This is a genomic window from Pseudomonas sp. S06B 330 (genome assembly GCF_002845275.2).
Taxonomy (GTDB): domain Bacteria; phylum Pseudomonadota; class Gammaproteobacteria; order Pseudomonadales; family Pseudomonadaceae; genus Aquipseudomonas.
The window spans coordinates 700,505-713,503 of the sequence record NZ_CP088149.1; the positions used below are offsets into that span (position 1 = coordinate 700,505).

Annotated in this window: 10 protein-coding genes; 9 read left to right on the plus strand and 1 reads right to left on the minus strand. The window is 56.1% G+C overall.

The genetic code is table 11. From position 1 onward, the window contains the following. Positions 1–42 precede the first annotated feature (42 nt). The 3 genes from rplQ (at position 43) to bfr (ending at position 2,670) form a co-directional block, all read left to right on the plus strand. Positions 43–429, plus strand: a complete 387-nt coding sequence (rplQ, locus tag CX511_RS03335) for a 50S ribosomal protein L17 (protein ID WP_002555463.1) — start codon at positions 43–45, stop codon at positions 427–429. A 172-nt stretch (positions 430–601) separates the two neighbouring features. After that, the gene (locus CX511_RS03340) at positions 602–2,050 is read left to right on the plus strand and encodes a catalase (RefSeq protein WP_045182492.1); all 1,449 of its coding nucleotides are present in this window, start codon (positions 602–604) and stop codon (positions 2,048–2,050) included. Between the two features lie 155 nt (positions 2,051–2,205). After that, entirely contained in the window at positions 2,206–2,670 is a 465-nt protein-coding gene (gene bfr, locus CX511_RS03345; RefSeq protein ID WP_045182494.1) for a bacterioferritin, read from the plus strand. A 62-nt stretch (positions 2,671–2,732) separates the two neighbouring features. Here bfr and uvrA read toward each other — a convergent pair whose 3' ends face one another. Beyond that, positions 2,733–5,567, minus strand: coding sequence for an excinuclease ABC subunit UvrA (gene uvrA / locus CX511_RS03350; protein WP_045182495.1), 2,835 nt, complete (start codon positions 5,565–5,567; stop codon positions 2,733–2,735). Positions 5,568–5,696: 129 nt separating this feature from the next. On the opposite strand from uvrA, the gene CX511_RS03355 reads away from it, so the two are divergent. The 6 genes from CX511_RS03355 to CX511_RS03380 all read left to right on the plus strand — a co-directional run bounded on the left by CX511_RS03355 (position 5,697) and on the right by CX511_RS03380 (position 12,882). Next, positions 5,697–7,091, plus strand: coding sequence for an MFS transporter (locus tag CX511_RS03355; protein WP_045182497.1), 1,395 nt, complete (start codon positions 5,697–5,699; stop codon positions 7,089–7,091). A 9-nt stretch (positions 7,092–7,100) separates the two neighbouring features. Further along, on the plus strand, positions 7,101–7,616 hold the full coding sequence (locus CX511_RS03360; protein WP_045182499.1) for a single-stranded DNA-binding protein: 516 nt from the start codon (positions 7,101–7,103) through the stop codon (positions 7,614–7,616). A 141-nt stretch (positions 7,617–7,757) separates the two neighbouring features. Next, positions 7,758–8,975 carry a tyrosine-type recombinase/integrase gene (locus tag CX511_RS03365; protein ID WP_177409670.1) on the plus strand — a complete coding sequence of 406 codons (1,218 nt, stop codon included), beginning with the start codon at positions 7,758–7,760 and terminating at the stop codon, positions 8,973–8,975. Continuing rightward, on the plus strand, positions 8,968–10,482 hold the full coding sequence (locus CX511_RS03370) for a site-specific integrase (RefSeq protein ID WP_101292009.1): 1,515 nt from the start codon (positions 8,968–8,970) through the stop codon (positions 10,480–10,482). Before CX511_RS03365 ends, CX511_RS03370 begins: the two co-directional genes overlap by 8 nt. Beyond that, positions 10,475–12,466 carry an integrase gene (locus CX511_RS03375; RefSeq protein WP_101292010.1) on the plus strand — a complete coding sequence of 664 codons (1,992 nt, stop codon included), beginning with the start codon at positions 10,475–10,477 and terminating at the stop codon, positions 12,464–12,466. The genes CX511_RS03370 and CX511_RS03375 overlap by 8 nt, the downstream gene beginning before the upstream one ends. Positions 12,467–12,468: 2 nt before the next feature. Then, positions 12,469–12,882: a hypothetical protein gene (locus CX511_RS03380; RefSeq protein ID WP_101292011.1), complete on the plus strand. Its 414-nt coding sequence runs from the start codon at positions 12,469–12,471 to the stop codon at positions 12,880–12,882. Positions 12,883–12,999 lie beyond the last annotated feature (117 nt).

The window sequence follows — 12,999 nt, forward strand, 5'->3', positions numbered from 1 at the left end:
TCGTCGTAATCACCGAACGTAGTGTTTGGTAAGGAATGAATCATGCGTCATCGTAAAAGTGGACGTCACCTGAGCCGTACCAGCTCTCACCGCAAGGCTATGTTCCAGAACATGGCGGTGTCGCTGTTCGAGCACGAGCTGATCAAAACTACCCTGCCAAAAGCCAAGGAACTGCGCCGCGTTGCCGAGCCGCTGATCACCCTGGCCAAGGAAGACAGCGTAGCTAACCGTCGTCTGGCTTTCGACCGTACCCGTTCGAAAGAAATCGTCGGTAAGCTGTTCAACGATCTGGGCAAGCGCTATGCCACCCGTCAGGGCGGCTACCTGCGTATCCTCAAGTGCGGCTTCCGCGCTGGCGATAACGCACCAATGGCGTACGTCGAGCTGGTTGATCGTCCTGTCGGTGGCTCGGTAGAAGCTGCTGAGTAAGGCGACAGTCTGAAACAGAAAACCGGGCCTAGTGCCCGGTTTTTTGTGTCTGTACGTATTGAAACAATCTATTGATCCAAGTCAGGTAATGAATTTGTTGCTGTCATAGTTCTGGTCGATACTCATCCCAAGCCGATTAGCCGGCAGTTTGAGACCGATAGGGAGATAGCACATGAGCCAGACCAAGATACTGACCACCGCCAGCGGTGCACCGGTCGCTGATAACCAGAATTCGCGTTCGGCAGGCCCGCGTGGCCCGTTGTTGCTGGATGACTTCCATTTGATCGAGAAGCTCGCGCACTTCAACCGCGAGAACATCCCAGAGCGCCGTGTGCACGCCAAGGGCTCGGGTGCCTATGGCACCTTCACGGTGACCCGCGATATCACCCAATACAGCTGCGCCAAGCTGTTCGGCAATGTCGGCAAGCAAACCGAGACCTTCCTGCGCTTCTCCACGGTGGGGGGCGAGCGTGGTTCTGCTGATACCGAACGCGATCCGCGTGGTTTCGCTTTGAAGTTCTACACCGAAGAAGGCAACTGGGACATTGTTGGTAACAACACTCCGGTGTTTTTCATCCGTGACCCGCTCAAATTCCCGGACTTTATCCACACTCAGAAGCGTCTGCCGCAAAGCAACCTGAAAAGCGCGCAAATGATGTGGGACTTCTGGTCGCATTCGCCTGAAGCGCTGCACCAGGTCACCATCCTGTTCTCTGATCGCGGTATTCCTGACGGTTACCGTCACATGCACGGCTTTGGCAGCCACACGTACAGCCTGATCAACGCCGAAGGTCAACGTACCTGGGTCAAGTGGCACTTCAAGACCAAGCAGGGCATCAAGAACCTGGCGCCGGCTGACGCCGCTCGCCTGGCCGGTACTGACCCTGACTACGCTCAACGTGACCTGTTCGAGGCTATTGAGCGCGGCGACTTCCCGAAATGGGCTGTATGCATTCAGGTGATGAGCGAAGAAGAGGCTGATAGCCGCGATGAAAACCCGTTCGACGTGACCAAGACTTGGTCGCAGAAGGACTACCCGCTGATTGAAATCGGTGAGTTGGAGCTGAACCGTAATCCGCTCAACTACTTTGCCGAAGTCGAACAGGCTGCTTTTGGACCGAGCAACATGGTCCCTGGGGTGGGGTTGTCGCCTGACCGCATGCTTCAGGGCCGCGTATTCGCCTATGCAGACGCTCATCGCTACCGCGTTGGTACCAACCATCAGCAATTGCCGGTTAACGCCCCACGCAGCCCGGTGAACAGCTACCAGCGTGACGGCGCCATGGCGTTTGGCAGCAATGGCGGTGCAGCACCGAACTACGAGCCGAACAGTTATGCCAATGCGCCTAAACAGGCGCCGCAATACGCTGAACCGGCCTTGACCCTAAATGGCGTGGCTGATCGCTACGATCACCGTGAAGATACTGACTACTACAGTCACGCTGGCGCGCTGTTCCGCTTGATGAACGCTGAGCAGAAAGCGCTGCTGATCAGTAACATTGCCGGCGCCATGACTGGCGTTTCCGAGGATGTGGTTCAGCGACAGTTACAGCAGTTCTTCAAGGCCGATCCGGCCTATGGAGAAGGAATTGCCAAGGCGTTGGGCATAAATCTCGCTTAAGTCGAAGTGATAAGAAGAACCGCCCTCATTTGGGCGGTTTTTCAATGAATATCACTACCGTTTACCCGCTTTTTTGCACTTTTTTGCCCAATTTCAAGTGACCTTACGCTGATCCTGGTTCAAACTATGACTTTCACACAGGGAGAGGCAGGGCGATGCAAGGTCACCCGGACGTAATCGATTATCTCAACACGTTGCTGACGGGCGAACTGGCGGCACGTGACCAATATTTCATCCACTCACGGATGTACGAAGACTGGGGCTTGAGCAAGCTCTACGAGCGTATCAACCACGAGATGGAAGAAGAGACCCAGCACGCCGATGCCCTGATGCGTCGTATCCTCATGCTTGAAGGTACGCCACGTATGCGCCCGGACGATCTTGATGTGGGCGCGACGGTCCCTGAAATGATCGCTGCCGACCTGCGTCTGGAGTACAAAGTGCGTGCCGCATTGTGCAAAGGCATCGAGCTGTGCGAATTGCACAAAGACTACATCAGCCGCGATATCCTGCGTGTGCAACTGGCTGACACCGAAGAAGATCACACCTACTGGCTGGAGAAGCAGCAGGGCCTGATCAAAGCCATCGGTTTGGAGAATTACCTGCAATCGCAGATGTAATGTCCCGGAACGAAAAAAGCCCCGCAGTGCGGGGCTTTTTGTTGTGTGCTGGGAGCAACAGACTAGGCGCGGTCGCGCAGCAGCAACGGTTTGAGGTAGTGCCCGGTATGTGACTGTTTCATCTCGGACACTTCTTCCGGCGTGCCGAAGGCGATGATCTGTCCGCCCTTGGAGCCACCCTCGGGGCCGAGGTCGACAATCCAGTCGGCTGTCTTGATCACATCCAGGTTGTGCTCGATCACTACCACTGTGTTGCCGTGATCGCGCAGACGGTGCAGAACATCAAGCAACTGCTGAATATCGGCGAAATGCAGGCCCGTGGTCGGCTCGTCGAGGATGTACAGGGTTTTGCCAGTATCGCGCTTGGACAGCTCGCGAGACAGTTTGACCCGCTGCGCTTCACCACCGGAGAGGGTGGTCGCCGATTGCCCCAGTTTGATGTAGGACAGGCCGACATCCATCAAGGTTTGCAGTTTACGCGCCAGGGCCGGCACCGCGTCGAAGAACTCACGGGCTTCCTCGATGGTCATTTCCAGGACCTCGTGGATGTTCTTGCCCTTGTATTTGATTTCCAGGGTTTCGCGGTTGTAGCGCTTGCTCTTGCACACGTCGCAGGGCACGTAGATGTCCGGCAGGAAGTGCATCTCGACCTTGATCAGGCCGTCGCCCTGACAGGCTTCACAGCGTCCGCCTTTGACGTTGAAGGAGAAACGCCCTGGGCCATAGCCGCGCGAGCGGGACTCTGGGACGCCGGAGAACAGTTCACGGATGGGCGTGAACAGTCCGGTGTAAGTTGCCGGGTTCGAGCGCGGGGTGCGGCCGATCGGGCTCTGGTCGATGTCCACGACCTTGTCCAGATGCTGCAGACCGTCACAACTGTCGTGTGCTGCAGCCTCCAGGGTACTGGCACCATTGAGCGCAGTGGCACTGAGCGGGAACAGGGTGTTGTTGATCAGCGTCGACTTGCCCGAGCCGGATACCCCGGTCACGCAGGTCAGCAGGCCAATCGGGATTTCCAGGTCGACATTCTGCAGGTTATTACCGCGGGCACCCTTGAGCTTGAGCGAAAGCTTCTTGTTGCGTGGGGTGCGTTTGGCCGGTACGGCAATCTTCACCCGCCCGGACAAGTACTTGCCGGTCAGTGAGTCTGGATGGTTCATGACCTCGGCTGGTGAACCTTCGGCGACGATCTGTCCGCCATGTACACCGGCACCTGGGCCGATATCCACGACATAGTCGGCCATGCGGATGGCGTCCTCGTCGTGTTCGACGACGATTACCGTGTTGCCGATGTCACGCAGATGGTTAAGGGTGCCCAGGAGGCGGTCGTTGTCACGTTGGTGCAGGCCGATGGAAGGTTCGTCGAGGATGTACATCACTCCAACTAGGCCGGCACCGATCTGGCTGGCCAGACGGATACGCTGAGCTTCACCGCCGGAGAGGGTGTCGGCGCTGCGGTCGAGGGTCAGGTAGTCCAGGCCGACATTGACCAGAAACTGCAAGCGCTCGCAGATTTCCTTGAGAATCTTATCGGCAATTTCGCCGCGACGCCCCGTCAGTTTGAGGCCGCCGAAGTAATTGCTGGCATCACCGATTGGCAGGTTGGTTACCGCCGGTAGGGTCTTTTCACCTACCCAGACGTGGCGTGCTTCACGACGCAAGCGCGTGCCGCGGCAATCCGGGCAGGGCTGGGTGCTAAGAAACTTGGCCAGTTCTTCGCGCACGGTTGCCGATTCGGTCTCGCGGTAACGGCGCTCCAGATTCGGCACGATGCCTTCGAATGGGTGCGAGCGCTTGACGATGTCGCCGCGGTCGTTGAGGTACTTGAAGTCGACGTTTTGCTTGCCGCTGCCATGGAGAATGACTTTCTGCTGGTCGGCCGGCAGCTCGCCGAATGGTATTTCCAGGCTGAAGTCATAGTGCGCGGCCAGCGAGCCGAGCATCTGGAAGTAATAGACGTTACGCCGGTCCCAGCCGCGTATCGCACCTTCGGCCAGAGTAAGTTCACTGTTGACCAGGCGCTTGGTATCGAAGAATTGCTTGACCCCCAGCCCATCACAAGTCGGACAGGCGCCAGCCGGGTTGTTGAAGGAGAACAGCTTGGGTTCCAGCTCACTGATGGCATGGCCGCAGATTGGGCAGGCGAAGCGTGCGGAGAAAATCATTTCTTCGAACGGTTCGTCGTCCATCGAGGCGACCAGGGCGATGCCATCGGCCAGCTTCAGCGCAGTCTCGAAAGACTCGGCCAGACGTTGCTGGAGATCTTCACGGACCTTGAAACGGTCGACCACAACGTCGATGGTGTGCTTCTTCTGTTTATCCAGCTTGGGCAGCTCATCAAGTTCGTACAGCTTGCCGTTGACTCGTGCACGAACAAAACCCTGGGCGCGAAGTTCATCAAACACCGCCAGGTGCTCACCCTTGCGCTCGCGAATCACCGGCGCCAGCAACATCAGTTTGCTGCCTTCAGGCTGGGCCAGTACCAGGTCAACCATTTGACTGACGGTCTGAGCCTCCAGCGGGATGTCGTGATCCGGGCAGCGCGGCGTACCGACGCGGGCGTAGAGCAGGCGCAGGTAGTCGTAGATCTCGGTGATAGTCCCGACAGTCGAACGCGGGTTATGCGAGGTCGATTTCTGTTCGATGGAAATGGCTGGCGACAGACCTTCGATGGTGTCGACGTCAGGCTTTTCCATCATCGACAGGAACTGCCGGGCGTAGGCCGATAGCGATTCGACGTAGCGGCGCTGGCCTTCAGCGTACAGGGTATCGAAAGCCAGCGATGACTTGCCGGAACCGGACAGGCCGGTGATCACGATCAACTTGTCCCGGGGCAGGGTCAGGTCGATGTTCTTCAAGTTGTGGGTCCGTGCCCCACGAATCAGAATCTTGTCCACTGCGGCCTCGCTTGGCGGGCATAAACGGTTGAGTATACGGCGCAGAGCCATTACGCGGCAAAGCGTCACGTATATGCCGTTAAGCGATGGGACTGGTAGAATCGCCGCCGGTTCACACGAGGTTTATCCATGCACGATACCCACAGCGAACGCATGAGTGGCAGCGAAACCCGCGCCGCAGGCGGCCTGGCCCTGGTGTTCGCGTTCCGTATGCTGGGCATGTTCATGGTCCTGCCGGTACTGGCGACCTATGGCATGGACCTGGCGGGCGCCACTCCGGCGCTGATTGGCCTGGCCATTGGTGCCTATGGCCTGACTCAGGCATTCCTGCAGATTCCATTCGGGGTCATTTCCGACCGGATCGGCCGGCGTCCGGTTATTTACCTGGGCCTGGTGATCTTTGCCCTGGGCAGCGTGCTTGCATCTCAGGCTGATTCGATCTGGGGGGTAATTGCCGGACGTATCCTGCAAGGTGCCGGGGCGATTTCGGCGGCTGTGATGGCACTGCTATCGGATCTGACTCGCGAACAGCACCGAACCAAAGCCATGGCCATGATTGGCATGAGCATCGGTTTGTCGTTCGCTGTAGCCATGGTGATCGGGCCGCTGCTGACGCGTGCCTTCGGCTTGTCCGGGCTATTTATGGCCACTGCCGCCATGGCCGTGGTGGGTATTGCCTTGATTGCGTTTGTCGTGCCGGCGTCTCACGGTGCGTTGCAACACCGCGAGTCGGGTGTGGCGAAGCAGGCGCTGGGGCCGACCTTGCGTCATCCCGACCTCCTGCGCCTGGATGTCGGCATCTTCGTTCTGCATGCGATTCTGATGGCCAGCTTCGTCGCCTTGCCGCTGGCATTGGTTGAGCGGGGTGGTCTGCCCAAGGAAGAGCATTGGTGGGTGTACCTGACCGCCTTGCTGGTCTCATTTTTTGCAATGATCCCGTTCATCATCTACGGCGAAAAAAAGCGCAAGATGAAACGTGTCCTGCTGGGCGCGGTCAGTGTGTTGATGTTGACCGAGGTGTTCTTCTGGCTGTCGGCTGACAACTTGCACGAACTGGTGATCGGCACCGTGATATTCTTTACAGCCTTCAACCTGCTGGAGGCATCCTTGCCTTCGCTGGTGAGCAAGGTGTCGCCCGCCGGTGGCAAGGGCACGGCCATGGGGGTGTATTCCACCAGCCAGTTCCTTGGTGCCGCGCTGGGAGGAATTCTCGGTGGCTGGTTGTTCCAGCACGGAGGCCTGAGCACAGTATTCCTGGGCTGCGCGGCCTTGTGCGCAGTGTGGTGGATCGTTGCCTTGAGCATGCGTGAGCCGCCGTACGTGACCAGCCTGCGCATGCCGTTGTCGGCCGAGGCGGTCCGCGAAGCAGGGCTGACCGAACGGCTGTTGGCCGTACCGGGTGTGACCGACGCAGTGGTGGTAGCCGATGAAGCCGCCATCTATATCAAACTTGATACACAAATTTTGGATCGCACGACCCTGGAGCGTCTGGTAAACCCAGCCTCCTCAACGTGCGAAGCCTAGGAGAACGTTATGGCCCGTGGGGTTAACAAAGTCATTCTGGTCGGTACTTGCGGTCAGGATCCAGAAGTCCGCTACCTGCCCAACGGTAACGCCGTGACCAACCTGAGCCTGGCTACCAGCGAGCAGTGGACTGACAAGCAGACTGGCCAGAAGGTCGAGCGCACCGAGTGGCACCGCGTGTCGATGTTCGGCAAGGTTGCCGAGATCGCCGGCGAGTACCTGCGTAAAGGTTCGCAGGTTTACATCGAGGGCAAGCTGCAGACCCGCGAGTGGGAAAAAGACGGCATCAAGCGTTACACCACCGAAATCATCGTCGACATGCAGGGCACCATGCAGCTGCTCGGCGGCCGTCCACAGAACCAGGATGGCGCGCAGCAGCAGGGTGGCAACAACTACAACCAGGCGCCACGCCAGCAGGCTCCGCGTCCACAGCAGTCGGCTCCGCAGCAGCGTCCGGCGCCTCAGCAGGCCGCACCGCAGCCAGCTCCGGATTTCGACAGCTTTGATGACGATATTCCGTTCTGACGAGCACCTTAGCGAAAACTGTAAAGTTTTCCTTTAAGAACCCCGCGCTTGCGGGGTTTTTTCATTTTCAGCGTGTGAAAAATCCCGTCATGGTCTTCTATTTGTTTCACACCATGTGAAAACGTAAATTATGGAGGTGTGATGGATATATCCATGCGTAGGTTCATTGGGGCCGATGGCGAGCGTTATGCGGTACTGGTCGATAGTTCAGGTGTGCCGCTTTACTACCCCACTCTCTTCACCACTTGGCATTTGCGGTCGCGCTCTTTGGCCGCCAACTCGATTGCGAATGCGTTGAGCGCAATCAAGGCCCTGCACGTCTGGGAAGCTCAGGTTGGAATCGACCTCATGCCGCTTTTTTCGCAAGGCGAGTTGCTTGGGGAAGAGCGAGTGAGAGGACTTAGTGACTTCTTGCAGCTTGCTCTCGCTCCGGGGGGGAGTGGTAAAAAGGTTGTTTCAATCACTCGACGGGCAAAGACAGTCGGTACCAGTAACCACTATTTCAGATTAACCGTCGTGGCCGACTATTTGGGCTTTCTGGCCAAACGGCTGTGCCCGTCCAATCGAACTGATAGGGAAGTCGAACTGATGGTGGCGTCGATTAGGGCTCACCGTCCCAGCAAGCCCAACAAATCAGTATTGGACAAAGATGAGCGATATCTGGACGAGGCCGTTGTAGAGGCAGTGGAGCAGGCTCTTAGGCCTGGTTCGGAGCACAATCCGGCCAAGGGGCACGCAGTTCAGGTGCGTAATGCATTGATGTTCATGATTCTTCGCCTGACCGGGGTACGCCGCGGAGAGCTGCTGAACCTCAAGATTGACGACGTCGATTTCGCTAAGAACACGCTGCGAGTAGTTAGGCGTCCTGATTCGAAAGGAGATTCACGGGCTCATCAGCCTACGGCTAAGACTCGTCAACGAACCTTTCCACTCGCGCAGGAACTCATCGCCCGGATTCACGAATACGTGCTTCGCTATCGGAACAAAGTACCCGGGGCGAAGAAGCATGGGTATTTGTTTGTGACCCACAAGGAAGGCCCTACTCAAGGTCGCCCTCTGTCGATTTCAGCCTTTCAGAAATGGATGTTAGACGTCGCTTCTATCATTGAGGACTCGAGTGTCCATGCGCATGCCCTCCGGCACCATTGGAATTACGAATTTTCCCAGCACTGTGACGCTATGGGAATTTCCCCCGCGGCAGAGGAAAAAACTCGCTCCTATCTGATGGGATGGGAAGAGACCTCAGGCACTGCTCGAACCTACGACAAGCGGCATATCAAACAAAAAGCTGCTGAAGCTGTGCTTGCCCTTCAGATCAAACACCTGAAAAAGTCCAGTAATGAGGTGGCCGGTGGATAAGACTGCTCTTCAGGCAGCGGTAGTCGATCGCTTTTATTCTAGAGAGGGTTATCTCGTGCAGTTCGATAGCCCTCGATGGGAGCTGAGCAAGGATGTAACAATTCCGGTTGGCTCAATCTCGAAATATTTAGCGGAAAGAGATTATTCATTTCGGCGGGTTCTGGAGTTTTACGTAAGAACGGGGTCGCCGTCACATGCAAAGAATATTTTTTATTATTTTTTGCATTACTGCGAGCAAATGCAAGATTCTGAATTGCTTACCGTCGCCTCGTTGATCTCCTATCGATCGTCGTTGAGCAAGAAAACAGAGTATTACATGGGGGTATTACGTGGTGCGATCCGTCAATGGTCGAGGCTTGGTTATCCAGGTATCTCTGATGAAGTTTTGATCCTGCTGGATAAGTGGGTCATCAAGGGGAACGAGAAAGGTTTCGCTGTCCAGTCGATGTGCCCAGAGGATGGGCCGCTGTCCGATATTGAACTCCAAGGTGTTATCGCAGCGGTGGTCGATGCATTCACCGGCCAACGCCTTACGTTGGAGGAGACCTGTCTTTCAATGATATTGGCGATGACGGGGCGTCGCCCTGGACAAATCGCGGCACTCAAACTCAAAGATTTGGACTCCAGTTTGCCAGGGGACTATGGCATCAATTTCCCCAGGGCTAAGCAGAGAAATACACCCTGGCGCTGTGCATTCAATCGTTTTGCGATTGTTGAGGATCTTTGGTTGCTTTTGCAGCAGCAAGCGGAGTTTGTGAGAGCGGCTTTTTCCGAGCCGTCAGGTGCCCCTCTGCCAAAGAAAATGCAGGAAAAGCTGCCGTTGTTTCCCGTATCGCACTTCCTTAAAGCCGATTCCGATGTTGAGGCGCTGCTCGACAGCGATCGGCTGCATATTCCCTCCAAAGAGGTCTATCAGGCGATGTTGAGAGTTGCAAAGACGATTGCCGTCATCAGTGAGCGCACTGGGGCGCCTATCGCTCTCAACCCTAATCGCTTCCGCTATACGCTCGGCACGAATCTAGCCCGTGAGGGGCGAGGGGAGATGGTCATTGCTGAAGCGCTGGATCACTCCGATACCCAGAACGTTGGCGTATACGTCAAAAACATTCCTGAGATCGTCGAGCGCATTGATAAAGCTGTCGCCTTGCAGCTCGCGCCATTTGCTCAGGCATTTCGAGGGGTGCTTGTTACCTCAGAGCAGGATGCACGCCGAGGCGATGATCCGACCAGTCGGGTTTCGAACGGCAGGGCTAACATTGGCACCTGTGGCAGCTACGGTTTCTGTGGTGCATTGGCCCCCATCGCTTGTTATACCTGTATCCATTTTCAGCCCTGGCTTGATGGCCCGCATGAAGAGGTTTTAGATCGCTTAATCGAGGAGAGGGATCGGATTCGCGACAATTGTGAAGATCTGAAAATTGCTTCGATCAATGATCGGTTGATCCTGGCAGTGAGTGACGTGATCAACCGCTGCAAACAGGCCAAGGGAGAGGTTGCGAATGGCTGACATACTGCTATTCATCCCCAAGCATCAGCGTGACAGCCAGAATAATCTAGAGGACTTCATTGCGATGTGCCGTGACCGCCTGACGGTATTCGGGGCAGACTTGGACTGGTATGCCAATGCCTGGCCCAAGGTCGGCAACTTTACGGTAATGGGGGCACCTGCTCGGGGCTACACGACTGAACAGTTGCTGAGCGCTGACATCATTCCCTTTGCCAAGGCATATGTCCGCTACCAGCAAGGTCACAACCCCACCCAACTCAAAAGCGAATTTAAGGCGATTCGCTGCATCGAGAAGGCTTTGTTGACGGTTAAGGGCAAAGCAGACATTACGCAGGTAGATCAACTCGTCATGGACGCAGCGGGTCAAGTGGCAAGGGAATACAAGGTCACGGGCTACCAAGCAGGTGTTAGCTTGTTGAAGCTGGTGGAGTTCCTAAATGAAAGTCGGATTGTTCCCGATCAGATCACCTGGCGTAATCCTATCTCCAAGCCAAAAGAGATGAACCGGACGGACGCGGAAGGCAAAAGAAAACGAGCAGAAAAGTTACCAGAGGATCACTGGCTGGAAGCAATGGCAGAGATGTTTGCCAACGATCTCGTGAATGCTCGGGATCGATTCACAACGTCCGTATTTGCCCTGTTGATGTGCGCGCCATCTCGCGTCTCGGAGGTTCAAGACCTGCCGGTGAATTGTTTGCATCCTGAGACAGATGGAAACGGTCTCGAAAGACTAGGGCTACGGTTTTATGCCGGCAAGGGTTACGGGTCGGATATTAAGTGGGTCCCGACCATATTCAAGGATATCGCCACAGAAGCCGTGCGCCGGTTAGTTGAGTTGTCTGCTCCAGGACGGGCGTTGGCGAAATGGTATGAAGACCACCCCGGAAAATTCTACCGCCACGAAAGCTGTCCCCAAGTGCCTGACGACCATCCACTGACTGACGAGCAAGGTTGCATGGCGCTTGGCATTAGGGCATCGAGAGGGGCATTGAACCAGGTATTCTCGAAATACTCCCCCTATCGTACTTTGAGGTCAAAGGGTGAGCCACTGACGCTGGCATTTTTAAATGATTACTGTCATAGCCAACTACCTAGCGGATGGCCTTGGAAGAGTCAGGAACGCAACATCAAGTACTCGGAGGCCCTTTGCTGTTTCAGGGCTCACGAATTCCGTTTGGACTTTAGCCCGAGCCCTATCAAGATATGGGGAGCCGGTAAGAGTACGTTTACCACTGACCTGAACTTAATTGATGGCCAGGAGCACAGCATCTGGAAGCGCCACGGTTACAGGAATCCGGATGGCAGTGAAATTTCGATGACCTCTCACCAGGTGCGTCATTTCCTCAATACCGTGGCACAGCGGGGCGCGTTGGGGCAGCTAGACATCGCCAAGTGGTCGGGTCGGGCAAACATCCATCAAAACGCCGTGTACAACCATATGAGCGACGACGAGTACGTCGAGCTGGCCAGAAACGCGGGCGTCGGTGGTGTGCTCGAAAAGATCCACGCCAATATGCCGGTAACCTACGCCGATCTCGAGGCAGCAGGGGAGGGTATCGCCCATGTCACTGAGTATGGATTCTGCGTACATGACTACTCGATGCTGCCCTGCCAGAAGCATCGTGATTGCTTGAACTGTACCGAACAGGTATGCATAAAAGGCGACGCGACCAAGCTTGATCGTCTCAGGCAGCAGCGGAGCCTCACTCGTGTGCAACTGGAAAAGGCCAAAGCGGCAGATACATCGGGAACCTATGGCGCCGACCGCTGGAGTCAGCATCAGATCAAGACTCTGGAGCGGCTGGACCAGTTGATTGAGATACTCGAGTCGCCCGACCTCCCGGACGGTACTGCCATTCGGCTCAGCAATGAACAGGAGTTCAGCCTGCTGAGGCGAGAGCTTGCTGCCCGCCGGTCTTCCCCCAGGCTCCCTTCTCCAGAGCCCGACATTGATGAGCTGCGAAATCTGCTGGGGGCTTTCTAGTTATGGCCAAACATCTGACGACGAGAGACATTGAACTGCTGGTTGGTTTGATTGATGGATGGAATGGCAAGCTCACATGGGATGCCTTGTGTGATGGAGCCGAGGGCTTGATTGGTACGCGGCCAACACGGCAGACCCTCAATGCGCATGCTCGAATCAAGAGTGCGTTTGGCGATAAGAAGACCCAGCAGAAAGCGGGCTTTCAGCCCACGAAGCGTCCAGCAAGTTTGACTATTGCGGAGCAGCGCATTCATCGTCTGGAAAGTGAAAACCAGCGGCTGAAGGCTGAGAATAGCCACCTACTGGAGCGCTTCGTTCGATGGCAGTACAACGCTCTAAAACATGGCCTCTCTCAAGGCGTGCTTGATGCCGCGTTGCCGCGGATTGATCGCGATTCGGCAGAGAAAAGCGAATGAGCATGCAGGGTGTGAAACCGTCATTGAAAGTGCTGCGTCGTGAACTGCATACACCGGAATACAAGCCACTCCCGGTTTTCAATTCGTCCAGCATGTTTCCACACAGCCTGGGTCGAT

Excerpts from the sequence above, each read along its gene's own strand:
- CX511_RS03380 (WP_101292011.1), top strand. The coding sequence starts at position 12,469 with ATGGCCAAACATCTGACGACGAGAGACATTGAACTGCTGGTTGGTTTG.
- CX511_RS03355 (WP_045182497.1), top strand. The coding sequence starts at position 5,697 with ATGCACGATACCCACAGCGAACGCATGAGTGGCAGCGAAACCCGCGCC.
- rplQ (WP_002555463.1), top strand. The coding sequence starts at position 43 with ATGCGTCATCGTAAAAGTGGACGTCACCTGAGCCGTACCAGCTCTCAC.
- bfr (WP_045182494.1), top strand. The coding sequence starts at position 2,206 with ATGCAAGGTCACCCGGACGTAATCGATTATCTCAACACGTTGCTGACG.
- CX511_RS03365 (WP_177409670.1), top strand. The coding sequence starts at position 7,758 with ATGGATATATCCATGCGTAGGTTCATTGGGGCCGATGGCGAGCGTTAT.
- CX511_RS03340 (WP_045182492.1), top strand. The coding sequence starts at position 602 with ATGAGCCAGACCAAGATACTGACCACCGCCAGCGGTGCACCGGTCGCT.
- CX511_RS03375 (WP_101292010.1), top strand. The coding sequence starts at position 10,475 with ATGGCTGACATACTGCTATTCATCCCCAAGCATCAGCGTGACAGCCAG.
- CX511_RS03360 (WP_045182499.1), top strand. The coding sequence starts at position 7,101 with ATGGCCCGTGGGGTTAACAAAGTCATTCTGGTCGGTACTTGCGGTCAG.